We start from the raw sequence: 14,768 nt of genomic DNA on the forward strand, positions 1-14,768 counted from the left end.
ATCCCCCGGCCGCACCTTCTCTTTCCGCCCCCCGGCGATGCACAAGGTCCGCATCGCCGGTTTTTGTGGCTGATCCCCGGTACCCAGCAGTTCCGCCGTATTGCCCCAGTGCAGATCCTGCTTGCGACGCTCTTCAATGCGGGTGACCCGGTGGATCTGTGAAGCCGTGCAGAAGGTGACCGCGTGACCGGATTCCCCTGCGCGCCCGGTCCGGCCAATGCGGTGGGTGTGGTTTTCGGTATCCCGGGCCGGCTCCACATTCACCACCAGCGGCAGTGCCTTGATATCCAGGCCGCGGGCGGCGACATCGGTGGCCACCAAAACGCTGACGCTCTGATTGGCAAACTGCACCAGCACCGCGTCCCGCTCCTTTTGCTCCAGATCACCGTGTAGCGCCATGGCACTGAACCCCCTGACGGACAGCGCCCGGGCAATGTCATCGCACTGCTGCTTGGTGGTGCAAAATGCGATGCACGACTCGGGCTGGTAGGCCGACAAAACAGCGGCCAGAGCATCCACTTGCTGTCCCGCTTCCACCTCATAAAACATTTCCGCAATATCCGGCTCAGGCTCGTCGTTTCGTACGCGGATATCCACCGGATTCTGCTGGAAGCTTTCACTCAACGCCCGAATGTCTTTTGGCCAGGTCGCGGAGAACAACAGCGTCTGGCGGCGGGCCGGTGTTGCCGCCAGTATGTCTTCAATGACGTCCCTGAACCCCATGTCCAGCATCCGGTCGGCCTCGTCCAGGACCAGTGTCTGCAGGCGGTCGAGCACCAACGTGCCCTTTTGCAAATGGTCCTGAATCCGGCCCGGCGTACCGACCACCACGTGGGCCCCGTGACTCAGCGAGCCGATCTGTGGTCCCAGAGCCACCCCCCCCGCACAGGGTGAGCACCTTCAGGTTGCCCTTGGCGCGGGCCAATTCCCGCAGGGACTTGGCCACCTGATCCGCCAGTTCACGGGTGGGACACAACACCATCCCCTGCACCGCAAACAGCCGTGGGCGCAGTTTTTCGATCAACCCGATGCCGAACGCCGCGGTTTTCCCGCTGCCGGTTTTGGCCAGCGCAATCACGTCACGCCCTGCCAGCGCCGGGGGCAACGCCTGGGATTGAACCGCGGTCGGTTGCTGATAGCCGAGGCGGGCAAGGTTGGCCAGCATGGCGTTAGAAAGCCCGAGGGAGTCGAAAGAAGACATAGCGAAAACCTGAAGATTGAGTCGATTGGTTCCGGGGAGGATTGGAGACAGCGTATACTACCGGAATACCGACCCAGAGTCAGAATCCACGGATTCATCCAATCAGTAACGGAGTTTTAGATGGCCTCACTTCAGGAGCAGCTGCTGAAAGCAGGGTTAGCAGACGAAAAGAAAATCAGAGCCGTGCGCCAGGAAAAGCGTAAACAACGCAAGCAACAACCCAAGGGCACGGTGCAAACCAGCGAGGCCCAGCTAAGGGTTGAGCAGGCCCGGGCGGAAAAAGCAGAACGGGACCGCGAACTGAACCGGCAGCGCCAACAGGAAGCTGAAAAAAAGGCCATCGCCGCGCAAATCCGGCAACTGGTGGAAACCAACCGTCTCAACCGGTCCCGTTGCGAAGAGTCCTACCAGTTCGTGCACGGCAAGAAAATTAAAAAACTGCTCGTGGATGAGACCATGATTGACCAGCTCTCCCGTGGTCGCCTGGCCATTGTTTTCAACAATGAGCAATACGATGTGGTACCGGAGGGTGTTGCGCGCAAGATTATGGAGCGGGATGAACACGCGGTAATCGTGCTTCACGAACGTCACCAGGATGACGACACCACCGATGATCCGTACGCCGGGTATGAGATACCCGATGACCTGATGTGGTGAGATCGGGTTTGCAGGAGCACACAAACAAAAAACCCCGCCGAGGCGGGGTTTTTTGTGGAATATGGCGCGGCTGGGAGGATTCGAACCTCCGACCGCTCGGTTCGTAGCCGAGTACTCTATCCAGCTGAGCTACAGCCGCTTATAAAATCAGGCAAGGGATGGTCTGGTTTAAATTGGCGCGGCTGGGAGGATTCGAACCTCCGACCGCTCGGTTCGTAGCCGAGTACTCTATCCAGCTGAGCTACAGCCGCGTCGCAGAAAACCATAACATATTGCACTGCTGTTCTCTTCATTATTTATCGCACCTGCCAGAGCCGGCGATAAAATGGCGGAGAGGGAGGGATTCGAACCCTCGGTACGAATTAACGTACGGTTCCTTAGCAGGGAACTGGTTTAAGCCACTCACCCACCTCTCCTTGAGAACGGAGCGTATACTACCACAACATTTCTGTTTTCATAGACTTGACAAGGTTTTTTTCTCGCCTTTTTTCATAAAATAACGAAAAAAACCGCCAGGAACTACCCTGGCGGTTTTTTTGAATTCTCAGCTGTTACCGGGTTCCGGCTCGTCACTGTCACCCTTTTCACTCTGAATACGCTGGTAAATTTCTTCGCGGTGAACGGCAACATCCTTCGGTGCATCCACCCCAATACGCACCTGGTTCCCCTTGACCCCCAAAACAGTGACCGTCACCTCGTCACCAATCATCAGGGTTTCGCCTACGCGGCGAGTTAAAATCAACATACAACTGCTCCTTAGCTGAGCGTCCTGTTCCGACTTACTGATTTCGGCAAAATTTATGTTTATACGGCTTTATCGCGGGCGCACAGCCGAGTGAACAGCCGCAGATACACCTACAAAGTGATCATACCGCCACTGCGGACCGAATGCGCCCTCTTTTAATGTACGAAGCCGCGACAACCCGGATTACTTGTCGCCGCCATCTCTCTCAGGCTGGTGCAGTTCAAACGCACTGTGCAATGCGCGCACCGCCAGCTCAAGATACTTCTCATCGATCACCACCGACACCTTGATTTCGGACGTGGCGATCATCTGGATATTGATGCCCTCACCCGCCAGCGCTTCAAACATGGTGGTCGCTACACCGGTGTGCGAACGCATGCCCACGCCAACAATGCTGACCTTGGCAATTCCGGTGTCCCCACTGACCTCGCGGGCGCCCAGCTGGGAGGAGGTCCGCTCCAGAATGTCGATCGCCCGTTTGAAGTCATTACGGGGCACCGTAAAGGTGAAATCGGTGCGGTTGTCGGCGCCGACGTTCTGGATAATCATATCGACATCGATATTGGCGTCGCTGATGGGTTTTAAAATACCCAGCGCACTCCCCGGAGTATCGGGCACACCGGTAATGGTCACCTTTGCTTCATCACGATTAAATGCTATGCCAGATACAACCGGTTGTTCCATGACGCTGTCATCCTCAAGTGTAATCAGGGTGCCTTCACCGTCCTGGAAACTGGACAACACCCTTAGTGGAACGTGGTACTTACCTGCAAACTCTACCGACCGAATCTGCAGAATCTTTGAGCCCAGGCTGGCCATTTCAAGCATTTCTTCAAAGGTGATCCGCTCCAGCCTGCGGGCACTGTCAACGACCCGCGGGTCTGTCGTATAGACGCCGTCGACGTCCGTATAAATCTGGCACTCATCGGCCTTCAACGCGGCCGCCAGGGCCACCGCAGTGGTATCCGAGCCTCCGCGACCCAGCGTGGTGATATTGCCGTGTTCATCCATGCCCTGGAATCCGGCCACCACCACCACCCGACCGGCATCCAGATCCGCACGCATGCGCTCGCCGTCAATCTGGCGAATGCGGGCCTTGGTGTGGGTGCTGTCGGTCAGGATTTTCACCTGCGCGCCCGTGTAGGAGCGCGCCTCACAACCACGCTTGTGCAAGGCCATGGAAAGCAACGCAATGGTGACCTGCTCACCGGTGGAAATGAGCACGTCCATCTCCCGGGGCGACGGTTCATCCACGATGTGACCCGCAAGATCAATCAACCGGTTGGTCTCTCCGCTCATCGCAGAAACCACGACCACTACATCGTGACCCGCTTTTCGGAAACCGCACACCTTTTCGGCAACCGCCTCTATCCGCTCTGGGGTACCAACAGAGGTACCGCCATATTTCTGAACATACAAAGCCATGTTCTTTCCAATACTCCGGGGAATCCACAACGGCCGTCATCTGCCGTCAATTTTATATAAATCAGCCTTTTAGCCGATGTTCTTCGCAAGCCACTCAGGCACACCCGCCAGAGCTTCGGCCAGTTTGGCGGGGGCGTTGCCGCCGCCCTGGGCCATGTCCGGGCGGCCGCCGCCCTTGCCGTCAACCAGGGAGCACAGATGTTTCATCAGATCACCCGCCTTGACGCGACCGGTCGATGCCTTGGTGACACCGGCCACCAGAATCACCTTGTCGTCGGCGACACTGGCAAGTACTACCACCCCTTCCCCCAGCTTGTTCTTCAACTGATCGGTGGTGTCCATCAGCGCCTTACGGTCAGCGCCCGGCACTTCCGCCGCCACCACCTTCAGGCCGTCAACCTCCACCGCAGAACCCGCCAGATCGGTTCCCGCCGAACTGGCCAGACGTGCTTTCAACTGGGCCACTTCTTTCTCCAGCTGGCGACTACGCTCCAGTGTGGCCTGAAGTTTATCAACCAGCGTTTCCCGGCTGCCTTTGAGCAGCCGAGCCGCTTCGCGCAGGGCACGTTCCGACTCATCGACCCACGCCAGGGCATTCATACCGGTTACCGCCTCGATCCGGCGCACACCCGACGAGATGCCGCTTTCCGAGGTAATGCGCAACATGCCGATATCGCCGGTACGGGCAACGTGTGTGCCACCGCACAATTCTACCGAATAGCCGCCGGTTCCCATACTCAAAACCCGCACCGAATCGTCGTATTTTTCCCCGAACAGCGCCATGGCGCCCTTCGCCAGAGCCTGCTCCATGTCGGTGACTTCGGTTTCCACCGGCGTGTTGGCCAGGATCTGTTCGTTCACCTGGCGCTCAACCTCTTTGAGCTCGGTGGCGGTCAGGGCCTCAAAATGGGAAAAATCAAACCGCAACTTGTCCGGATCGACCAGCGAGCCTTTCTGGATAACATGCTCACCCAGCACCTTGCGCAGCGCGGCGTGCAACAGATGGGTGGCCGAGTGGTTCAGGGCGGTGGCCTGACGCTTGTTATGGTCAATGCGGGCATCGACTTCCAGACCGGCAAACAGCTCGCCTTCGATCACCGTTCCGATATGCAGATGGTTATTGCCGTCTTTACGGGTATCGTTGACCTGAAAACGACCACCGCTCCAGGTCAGCAGGCCGGTATCACCCACCTGCCCACCGGCTTCCGCATAAAAAGGTGTGCGCTCCAACACCACCACCGCGTCCTCTCCGGCCCGGGCCGTGGCTGCTTTGCCATCGACCAGAACGGTGCGCACGGTTTCGTGGCCATCAATCTGCTCATAACCGGTAAACTCGGTACGCCCGTCCAGATTCAGGCCGGCGTTGTAATCCACCCCGAACTTGCTGGCGGCCCGCGCCATTTCACGCTGCCGGTTCATGGCCTGCTCGTAACCGTCGTAATCCAGCGTCAGCCCCCGTTCACGGGCAATATCGTTGGTCAGATCAACGGGAAAGCCGTAGGTGTCGTACAGGGTGAAGATGGTCTCGCCGGGTATTTCCGTGCCCGCGAGGGCGGCAATATCCTGTTCCAGCAGCCGCAACCCCTTATCCAGGGTCTTGGCGAACTGCTCTTCCTCTTGCAGCAGCACTTTTTCGATTTGCGGCTGACTGCTCTTCAGTTGCGGAAAGGCGTCCCCCATCAACTCAACCACGGCCGCCGCCAGTTTATAGAAAAAGGGGCCTTCGGCGCCAAGCTTGTTACCGTGCCGGGCAGCACGGCGGATGATCCGGCGAAGCACAAACCCGCGCCCCTCATTGGAGGGCATCACCCCGTCGGCAATCAGAAACGCGCAGGAGCGGATATGGTCCGCCACCACCCGCAGGGACGACTCGGTGGTAGGAGCATTGCCCAGCAACTTCGACGCCGCGGCCAGCAGGTCCTGGAACAGGTCGATTTCGTAATTACTGTGTACGCCCTGCAATACCGCGGCAATACGTTCCAGCCCCATGCCGGTGTCCACCGAAGGCTTGGGCAATGGCAGCATTTCGCCGTCCGCCGTACGATTGTACTGCATGAAGACCACGTTCCAGATTTCGATGTAACGATCACCGTCTTCGTCCGGGCTGCCCGGCGGACCACCCGCGACCCCTTCGCCATGATCGTAAAAAATTTCCGTACAGGGACCGCAGGGACCGGTATCCCCCATTTGCCAGAAGTTGTCGGACGCATAGGGTGCGCCGCCGTTGTCGCCGATGCGCACGATGCGCTCTGCCGGAACCCCGATTTCCTTGTTCCAGATATCAAAAGCTTCGTCATCGGTTTCGTACACGGTGACCCATAGCTTGTCTTTGGCCAGCTGCAAATGTTCGTCGCCGGTCAGAAACGTCCACGCAAAGTGAATGGCGTCACGCTTGAAATAATCGCCGAAACTGAAATTGCCCAGCATCTCGAAAAACGTGTGGTGGCGCGCGGTGTAACCGACGTTCTCGAGGTCGTTGTGCTTGCCCCCGGCCCGCACGCACTTCTGGGAGCTGGTGGCGCGCACGTAATCCCGCTGCTCCCGCCCCAGAAACAGATCCTTGAACTGATTCATCCCGGCGTTGGTAAACAGCAGAGTCGGATCATCTGCAGGTACCAGCGAACTACTGGCAACAATGGTGTGGCCCTGCTGCTTAAAGTACTCAAGAAACGCCTGACGCAACTCTGCGGTTTTCATAACCCTACCTTGATGCACATTACAATTATCCGGTGGAAAGACCCATGAGGCTTGTGACTGATCTGATCGCACGGGCCGCTGCAAAGCGGCTACTCTAACACACGCTGGCAACAGGCAAAACGAGAAACGATGACGACTGCTTCTCGGCCGCTTTCGCGCTATACTCCTGCGCCGCTAGACACGACTCAACAGGCCCCAAAGTTCCAGAGGAGCACTACATGCCGCGCCGCTTTCACAATGACGATGAGCTGCTGCCACCCGCGAGCCTGACCCGGCGACTCGCAGCCATCCTGTACGACAGTCTGATTGCCCTGGCCGTGCTGATGGTGACGGCCTGGCTGTACACCCTGGCGGCGGCTTCTCTGGTCGGGTTCGACCACTACGAAGCGATGGCCGAAGCGGGAACGCTGGAATCCGATCCGCTGCTGTCATCGTTTTTGTTCGTCACCCTGTTTCTGTTCTTTGGCTACTTCTGGGTGCGCTCCGGACAGACCCTGGGCATGCAGGTCTGGCGGATCCGGGTGCAAACCATGAACGGCCTGTCCATCAGTTGGGTGCAGGCACTGAAACGTTACATGCTGGCCGCTTTGACCTTTTTTGCCGTGCTGATCTGCGCGTTTTACTTTGGCGCCCTCAGTCTGCTGCTGACCCTGCCATTATTGATCGCCTGCTTCTGGCCGCGCAACGGATTATCGCTGATAGACCAGTTCTCTGGCACCTACGTAGCGCGGGTGCCTAACCAGCGCGCCTCATGAGCACCCCCCCGATGAGTGCATTCACCGCAATGGGCACCAGAATGGCAAGCGCCGGGTTAAAGCCGAACACCAGACTCATTGGCCCCAGCAGATCCTGCATGTACTTGAACAGCAACCCCACAATCAGGCCGGTGAACACCCGGAAACCCATGGTTACGGACCGCAACGGCCCGAAGATGAACGAGATGGCCACCAGCACCATGACCGCGGTGCCGAGAGGCATCAGTACTTTCTTCCAGAACGCCAGCCAGTAACTGGCCGCGTTCAGGCCCTGGGCATCCAGATACGACGCGTAGGTATACAACCCGCTGATCGCCAGATTTTCCGGCTTCACAATCAACACACTCAAGACATCCGGCGACAGCCCTGTGTCCCAGCGCTGACTGGCCTGCGTCTCACGGCGGGTTTGCTCCCGCGACACCAGGGTGGTTACCGCATTTTCCAGCTCCCAATGATCGCCATGATAGATCGCCCGCTCGGCAAAGGTCGCTGACGCCATCCAGCGTGCCTCCTCAAAGCGGAACAGGGAAACGCCGAACAGCACCCCGTCAGTACCGACCGCATTGAGGTGTATAAAGGTGTCCCCCTCCCGGTGCCAGACACCCCGAGCCGACGCAATATTTTGCCCGGCCCCCTGGGCAATGGCCTTGTGGCTCTGGGCCGAACGTTCAAACGGAGGCGCCAGGTACTCACCGATCAACAACCCGACAACCACCACAATCAGGGCAGGCTTCATCGCGGACCAGACCACCCGGCGCAGGGACACACCGGCGGCGCGGACGACCGTCAGTTCGGATGAACTGGCCATGGAACCCAGTCCGATCAGACAGCCCATAAAGGCGCCGAGTGGCAGGTAATCGTATATCCGGCGAGGCAGAGTCATCAGCACATACAGCAGCGCCTGCCAGGTCTGGTAGTCGGCCTGGGTGTCATCAAGCTCGGCAATGAAGCCGAAAATCAGATCCAGCGACAGCACCACCACCATCACCAGCAGGATGGCACCGCCGACCGTCTGCATGACGTAATTATCAATTTTACGCACCGGCACCCTCCCCGGCGGGCGGACCGCTGCGCATCAGGCGCCGGCGTTGTCGCCACGCGCCGCCGAACTGGAGCCACAACCCCAGCGTCAGAAACAGCGCGTGCACCCACAGCAACCCGATCCACTCCGGCACCTTGCCACTGGCCAGCGCATCCCGGGCGACAATCAACAGCCCCAGATACAGTACATACACCAGCATGGCCGGCAGCAGATGAAAAAACCGGCCTTGCCGGGGGTTCACCCGACTCAAACGCACCGCCAGCAGGGTGACGATGGGTACGATCAATGGCAAGGTGAAGCGCCAATGCAGTATGGCGCGATCTGCCGGGTCCGTGGAGGCCATCAGTTGCCGGGTGCTGACAGCCTCATCCAGCAACTTGTCGCCTCCGCTGCCCGCCTGAATTTTCAGGCCATAGGCATCGAATTCGGTCACCCGGTAATCCAGGCTGCCCGGTGCACCTTCGAACCGGGTACCGCCCTCCAGAATCAGGAAACGGCTGCCGCTTTCGTCATCAATCAGCTGGGAGCCGGTATCAGCGGATATCAGGGTCAGCTGCTGCCGCCCGGGGTTGAGCTCAGCAATGAACACCCCCTGCAATTCCCGCTTGTCGTCGCTCAGCGCCTCGGTATAGGTGACCCGGCCGCCGGACGCGAGGGTCTGAAAACGCCCGGGAGCGAGCATTTCAAACTCCGTGGCTTTACGCTGTTCGTTGAAAATCTCCTCGACTTTTTTCATGCCCCAGGGCGACACGTAGAGACTCATGGCAGCCACCACCAGCGTCACTACCAGACTCGCCCCCAGAGTTTGCAACAGGATCTGGCGGTCGCTGACGCCGCAGGAAAACAACACCGTCATTTCGCTGTCCAGGTACATCCGGCCATAGGCCAGCAGTATGCCGATAAACAAACCCAACGGCAGGATCAATTCGAGAAACCCGGGAAACCGGTAGGCCATGATCTGGAACAGCACATCGCCCGCCAACTTGCCCGCGGCCGCGTCCGCCAGATACTTGATAAAACGGCCGCTCATAAACACCAGCAACAAAATGCCGGACACCGCCAGCATGCTGATCATCACTTGTCGGGTCAGATATCGGAAAACAATACGCAAGAACGGTCTCTTTCTGGCTGGAAAACGGGGTGGTTCAATGCAACCATGTACTCGATGGCTATTCTATGTAACCTGTGTGCTGATTGACAGGCCGAAAGCTTCATCGGTCTGCGTGCCGTTGGTGTCCGCCGCGCCACACCGCTTGATAAACTGCCGGCCAGCCCCAATGGTAACTAGCAACACGGTTTCAACCCGGTTTTTTTAACCACCCAAATTTCGATCTCTCGGGAGTTTTCATGAATTTCACGTTGAGCAGTAAGCCTCTCAGTGGCCTCAAGGCCGATTGCGTTGTGGTCGCCATTCCGGACGGCGACCAATGGCCGGCGTCATCCCGCCAGGTAGATGAAGCCATTGGTGGCCTGCTGTCCCAGCTCAAAGAAAGCGGCGACCTGGCCACCAAAGCCGGCAGCACCGCCCTGGTGCCCGTGCAGGCGAACGGTGCCAACTGGCCCCGGGTGATTGCCGTGGGCACCGGCAAGGATGCCGAGCGCACTCCGGCCGTCTACCGCAAGGCGGTGGCCGCCGCTGCGGCCCAACTGAAAGACAGCGCGGCCGCCCACGTTGTCTTCGCGTTGACCGACACCCCGGTGACCGGCGACGACGCGATTACGGCAGAGAACGCCCTGCTCAACGTGACCGCACGCATCCTCGAAGAACAGCTGTACACATTCACCGATTTCAAAAGTGAACAGCCCCCGGCGCGCAAGCTGAACAAAGTAACGGTGGTCGCCTCCGCCAGCGACGCCCCGGCGAAAGCCGCTTTCAAGCTGGGTCTGGCCACCGGCCGGGGAATGAACTTCACCCGCGATCTGGCCAACATGCCGCCCAATATCTGCAACCCGGTGTGGCTTGCGGAACAGGCGCAAAAACTGGCCAGCGAATTTGATGAGATCAAGGTCGACATCCTCGATGAAGACCAGATGAAAGAGCTGGGCATGAACACCTTACTGTCGGTGGCGGCCGGCAGCACCCAGCCCGCCCGCCTGATTGTCATGGAGTACCGGGGTGGTGACGCGAATGACAAGCCGCACGTGCTGGTCGGCAAAGGCATCACCTTTGACACCGGCGGCATCAGCCTGAAGCCGGGCCAGGGCATGGACGAGATGAAATACGACATGGGCGGCGCTGCGGCGGTGTTTGGCACCATGAAAGTGCTGGCCGAGACCAAACCCAAGTTGAACGTGGTAACCGTCATCGCCGCGGCCGAAAACATGCCGGATGGCAGCGCCACCCGCCCGGGCGACATTGTTACGTCCATGGCGGGGCATACCGTAGAGATCCTCAACACCGACGCTGAAGGCCGCCTGGTACTCTGTGACGCGCTCACCTACGTCAAACGCTTCGACCCGGAAACCGTGATCGATCTGGCCACCCTCACCGGTGCCGTCATTGTCGCCCTGGGGCACCATGCTACCGGCCTGCTGGGCAACGACGACGCCCTGGCCAACGAATTGCTGGCGGCGGGCGAACGCACCGGCGACCGGGCCTGGCGCCTGCCGTTGTGGGATGAGTACCAGTCGTCACTCGACAGCAATTTTGCCGACATCCAGAATATCGGTGGCCGTGACGCCGGCACCATTACCGCAGCCTGCTTCCTGTCACGCTTCACCAAAGAGTACCGCTGGGCCCATCTGGATATTGCCGGTACGGCCTGGCACACCGGCAAGAACAAGGGCGCGTCCGGCCGGCCGGTTCCCCTGCTGGTCGACTACCTGATGTCCCATGCCCAGTAGTCAGGCCTACTGGTTTCATATCCTGGCCCAACACTCCCCGGCCGCCCGCAACCTGCATGCGGCGCGGCTGGTGGAAAAAGCCTGGCAACAGAACCACCGCACCTGCATTGTCTGTGATGATGCGGCGGTGGCCGCCGAGCTGGACGAACTGCTGTGGCAGTTCAGTCCGGCTGCGTTTATCCCCCACAGCATTGTCTCCGACTGCAGCGTTGCCTGCACGGACCCGGTGGGTATTCTGCTCTGCCAACCGAATGCGGCCGACTGGGATACGGCCATTATCCTCTCGGCCACCTTGCCCGCCAATGCCGACCAATTCGCCCGTCTGGCGTTGATAGCACACAATGACGCCGCGGTCTTGCACCAGGCCAGAGGTCACTTCAGAGAGCTCCGCGCATTGGGCATTGAGCCCCGCGTGCACGATTACAGGAAGGCCCGGTAAGGCCCCCTGGCAGCTGGCGGCTGAGGGTTCGCCGCATCTGCACTGAGCATGTATAATTACCGCCTTCGTACGTTCCAACCCATTATTCAACCGGTGATCCGTAAATACCCATGGAAAAAACCTACCAGCCAGAGAACATCGAACGCCAGTGTTATGAAACCTGGGAAAGCAAAGGTTACTTTCGCCCGTCCGGTGAGGGAGATTCATACAGCCTGGTGATCCCGCCGCCGAATGTCACTGGCAGCCTGCACATGGGGCATGCATTTCAGCACACTATTATGGATACCCTCACCCGCTACAAGCGCATGCAGGGACACAACACTCTCTGGCAGGTGGGCACGGATCACGCGGGAATTGCGACCCAGATGGTGGTCGAACGCAAGCTGCAGGTGGAAGAAGACCAAACCCGTCACGATCTGGGACGGGACGAGTTCATCAAACGCATCTGGGACTGGAAAGAGCACTCTGGCGGCACCATCACCGAACAGATGCGCCGTCTTGGCAACTCCGTAGACTGGGATCACGAGCGCTTCACCATGGACGACGGCTTTTACAAGGCCGTTCAGGAAGTGTTTATCCGTCTGTACGATGAAGGCCTGGTGTACCGCGGCAAACGACTGGTGAACTGGGACCCCAAACTGCACACCGCCATTTCCGACCTGGAAGTGGAAAACAAGGAAGAAAAGGGGCATTTCTGGCACCTGCGCTACCCGCTTGCCCAAGGTGCGGAAACTCTGGACGGCAAAAACTATCTGGTGGTGGCCACCACCCGCCCGGAAACCATGTTGGGCGATACCGCCGTGGCCGTGCATCCGGACGATGAACGCTATCAGCACCTGATTGGCAAGACCGTGGTGCTGCCACTGGTTAACCGGGAAATCCCCATCATTGCCGATCACCACGCCGACCCCGAAAAAGGCAGTGGTTGCGTCAAGATCACCCCCGCGCACGATTTCAACGACTACGCCGTGGGCAAGCGCAACCAGTTGCCCATGATCAACGTGCTGACCATGGATGCCGACATTCGTGCGGTGGCGGAAGTGTTCAATGCGGACGGCACAGAAAACACCCAGCTTGACGGCAGCATTCCGGCGGCCTACGCCGGCCTGAGCCGGGAGGCGGCCCGCACCCAGATAGTCGCAGACCTGGAGGCCCTGGCGCTGGTCGATCAGGTTGAAGACCACGTACTCAGCGTGCCTCGCGGTGACCGCTCCGGCCTCATCATTGAGCCCATGCTCACCGATCAATGGTTTGCCGACGCCAAAACTCTGGCCAAGCCCGCCATTGAGGCGGTGGAAGACGGCCGCATCCAGTTCGTTCCCAAACAGTACGAAAACATGTACTTCTCCTGGATGCGGGACATTCAGGACTGGTGTATCTCCCGCCAGCTGTGGTGGGGGCATCAGATTCCGGCGTGGTACGACGCCGAGGGCAACATCTACGTAGGACGGGACGAAGCCGCAGTGCGTGACAAGTACCAGCTGGCCGCAGATCTGGTGCTGACCCAGGACGAAGACGTGCTCGACACCTGGTTCAGTTCCGCGTTGTGGACATTCGCGACTCTGGGCTGGCCCGACAACACCGACCGGTTGCAGGCGTTTCACCCGACGGACGTACTGGTGACCGGCTTCGATATCATCTTCTTCTGGGTCGCGCGGATGATCATGATGAGCATGCACCTGCTCAAGAACGAAGACGGTACGCCGCAGATTCCGTTCAAGACGGTCTACGTGACCGGTCTGATTCGCGACGAAAACGGCCAAAAAATGTCCAAATCCAAGGGCAACGTGCTGGACCCGCTGGACATGATCGACGGCATCGGCCTGGACGAGCTGATGGAAAAGCGCACCGGCAACATGATGCAGCCACAATTGGCCGACAAGATCGGCAAGCGCACCCGGAAAGAATTTCCCGAAGGCATTGCCGCGCACGGTACCGATGCGCTGCGCTTTACCCTTGCCGCGCTGGCGTCCACCGGCCGCGACATCAGCTGGGACATGCGCCGCCTCGAAGGTTACCGCAATTTCTGTAACAAGCTGTGGAACGCCGCCCGCTACGTGCTGATGAACACCGAAGGGCAAGACTGTGGTGCGCACGGTGAACCGGTCACCCTGTCACTGGCGGATCGCTGGATCATAGACGCCCTGCAGACCTGCGAACAGGACGTGATCCAGCACCTGGACAGCTACCGCTTTGATCTGGCCGCTCACGACCTGTATGACTTCATCTGGAACGAATACTGCGACTGGTATCTGGAGCTGTCCAAACCGGCCCTGAATGACGCGGCTGCCAGTGCCGAAGCCAAACGCGGCACCCGGCGCACCCTGGTACAGGTGCTCGAGGCGGTACTGCGGCTGGCGCATCCGATCATGCCGTTCATTACCGAGGAAATCTGGCAGCGCATCGCGCCACTGGCCGGCAAGGAAGGGGACAGCATCATGCTGCAGCCCTACCCGCAGCCCGAGCAAGGGGGCCAGGACACCGCTCTCAATGCCGATATCGACTGGTTGAAAGGCGTCATCGTCGCAGTACGCAACGTGCGCGGTGAAATGAACATTTCCCCCGCCAAGAAAATCCCGGTGTTGTTGCGCAGCCAAAACGCCGAGCACCAGCGCCGGATGTCGGAAAACCGGCAGTTCCTCAGCTCTCTGGCCAAACTGGAGAGTCTGGACTGGCTGGGTGACGAGGAAGCGCCCATGTCGGCCGCCCAGATTGTCGGCGACATGGAAGTGCTGGTCCCCATGGCCGGGCTGATCGACAAGACGGCAGAACTGGGCCGCCTGGACAAAGAACTGGAGCGTCTGCAGAAAGAAATTGTCCGCTTGGAAGGCAAACTGGGCAATGAAAAATTCACTGCCAAGGCGCCGGCGGCGGTGGTAGCCAAAGAGCAGGACAAACTGCGCGATGTGCTCGGCAACCGGGAGCGTCTGCGGGAGCAGCGCGCCGCGATCGAGGCGATGTGA

Annotated in this window: 10 protein-coding genes, 3 tRNA genes and 1 pseudogene; 5 read left to right on the forward strand and 9 right to left on the reverse strand. The window is 59.2% G+C overall.

The features are described from left to right. Window positions 1-1,201 (reverse strand): annotated as a pseudogene (dbpA, locus tag BG841_RS15975) (ATP-dependent RNA helicase DbpA); the annotation flags it as partial. Window positions 1,202-1,321: 120 nt separating this feature from the next. Here dbpA and BG841_RS15980 point away from each other — a divergent pair. Then, complete coding sequence (locus BG841_RS15980) at window positions 1,322-1,858, forward strand: DUF2058 domain-containing protein (RefSeq protein ID WP_070058551.1); 537 nt, start codon at window positions 1,322-1,324, stop codon at window positions 1,856-1,858. 62 nt (window positions 1,859-1,920) lie between these two features. Here the strand turns inward: BG841_RS15980 and BG841_RS15985 are convergent. The 6 genes from BG841_RS15985 to alaS form a co-directional block, all read right to left on the reverse strand. After that, a tRNA-Arg gene (locus BG841_RS15985) sits at window positions 1,921-1,997 on the reverse strand. Between the two features lie 35 nt (window positions 1,998-2,032). Next, window positions 2,033-2,109: transfer RNA gene (locus BG841_RS15990), tRNA-Arg, on the reverse strand. 75 nt (window positions 2,110-2,184) lie between these two features. Then, window positions 2,185-2,274, reverse strand: a tRNA-Ser gene (locus tag BG841_RS15995). Between the two features lie 128 nt (window positions 2,275-2,402). After that, window positions 2,403-2,603: a carbon storage regulator CsrA gene (gene csrA, locus BG841_RS16000; protein ID WP_070058552.1), complete on the reverse strand. Its 201-nt coding sequence runs from the start codon at window positions 2,601-2,603 to the stop codon at window positions 2,403-2,405. A gap of 183 nt (window positions 2,604-2,786) precedes the next feature. Further along, window positions 2,787-4,028 (reverse strand): aspartate kinase, encoded by a 1,242-nt coding sequence (locus BG841_RS16005; protein ID WP_070058553.1) that lies wholly within the window; start codon window positions 4,026-4,028, stop codon window positions 2,787-2,789. A 69-nt stretch (window positions 4,029-4,097) separates the two neighbouring features. Beyond that, on the reverse strand, window positions 4,098-6,725 hold the full coding sequence (alaS, locus tag BG841_RS16010; protein ID WP_070058554.1) for an alanine--tRNA ligase: 2,628 nt from the start codon (window positions 6,723-6,725) through the stop codon (window positions 4,098-4,100). 218 nt (window positions 6,726-6,943) lie between these two features. On the opposite strand from alaS, the gene BG841_RS16015 reads away from it, so the two are divergent. Then, on the forward strand, window positions 6,944-7,480 hold the full coding sequence (locus BG841_RS16015; RefSeq protein ID WP_070058555.1) for an RDD family protein: 537 nt from the start codon (window positions 6,944-6,946) through the stop codon (window positions 7,478-7,480). Here the strand turns inward: BG841_RS16015 and lptG are convergent. Together lptG and lptF are read right to left on the reverse strand one after the other, a co-directional pair. Next, entirely contained in the window at window positions 7,461-8,522 is a 1,062-nt protein-coding gene (lptG, locus tag BG841_RS16020; RefSeq protein ID WP_070058886.1) for an LPS export ABC transporter permease LptG, read from the reverse strand. The genes BG841_RS16015 and lptG overlap by 20 nt on opposite strands. Beyond that, a complete protein-coding gene (gene lptF, locus BG841_RS16025) occupies window positions 8,515-9,633 on the reverse strand; it encodes an LPS export ABC transporter permease LptF (RefSeq protein ID WP_070058556.1) in 1,119 nt (372 codons plus the stop codon). Before lptF ends, lptG begins: the two co-directional genes overlap by 8 nt. 236 nt (window positions 9,634-9,869) lie before the next feature. Here lptF and BG841_RS16030 point away from each other — a divergent pair, with 236 nt between their 5' ends. From BG841_RS16030 to BG841_RS16040, 3 genes are all read left to right on the forward strand, one after another. Continuing rightward, complete coding sequence (locus BG841_RS16030; protein ID WP_070058557.1) at window positions 9,870-11,366, forward strand: leucyl aminopeptidase; 1,497 nt, start codon at window positions 9,870-9,872, stop codon at window positions 11,364-11,366. Then, entirely contained in the window at window positions 11,356-11,805 is a 450-nt protein-coding gene (locus BG841_RS16035; RefSeq protein WP_070058558.1) for a DNA polymerase III subunit chi, read from the forward strand. Before BG841_RS16030 ends, BG841_RS16035 begins: the two co-directional genes overlap by 11 nt. A gap of 110 nt (window positions 11,806-11,915) precedes the next feature. Then, entirely contained in the window at window positions 11,916-14,768 is a 2,853-nt protein-coding gene (locus tag BG841_RS16040) for a valine--tRNA ligase (protein WP_070058559.1), read from the forward strand.

The organism is Marinobacter sp. X15-166B (assembly GCF_001752365.1).
Taxonomy (GTDB): Bacteria; Pseudomonadota; Gammaproteobacteria; order Pseudomonadales; family Oleiphilaceae; genus Marinobacter.

What these genes read in the sequence shown, in the direction of transcription:
- BG841_RS16040 (WP_070058559.1), top strand. Translation starts at nt 11,916, where the DNA reads ATGGAAAAAACCTACCAGCCAGAGAACATCGAACGCCAGTGTTATGAA.
- BG841_RS16035 (WP_070058558.1), top strand. Translation starts at nt 11,356, where the DNA reads ATGCCCAGTAGTCAGGCCTACTGGTTTCATATCCTGGCCCAACACTCC.
- BG841_RS16015 (WP_070058555.1), top strand. Translation starts at nt 6,944, where the DNA reads ATGCCGCGCCGCTTTCACAATGACGATGAGCTGCTGCCACCCGCGAGC.
- BG841_RS16030 (WP_070058557.1), top strand. Translation starts at nt 9,870, where the DNA reads ATGAATTTCACGTTGAGCAGTAAGCCTCTCAGTGGCCTCAAGGCCGAT.
- BG841_RS15980 (WP_070058551.1), top strand. Translation starts at nt 1,322, where the DNA reads ATGGCCTCACTTCAGGAGCAGCTGCTGAAAGCAGGGTTAGCAGACGAA.
- csrA (WP_070058552.1), bottom strand. Translation starts at nt 2,603, where the DNA reads ATGTTGATTTTAACTCGCCGCGTAGGCGAAACCCTGATGATTGGTGAC.
- BG841_RS16005 (WP_070058553.1), bottom strand. Translation starts at nt 4,028, where the DNA reads ATGGCTTTGTATGTTCAGAAATATGGCGGTACCTCTGTTGGTACCCCA.
- alaS (WP_070058554.1), bottom strand. Translation starts at nt 6,725, where the DNA reads ATGAAAACCGCAGAGTTGCGTCAGGCGTTTCTTGAGTACTTTAAGCAG.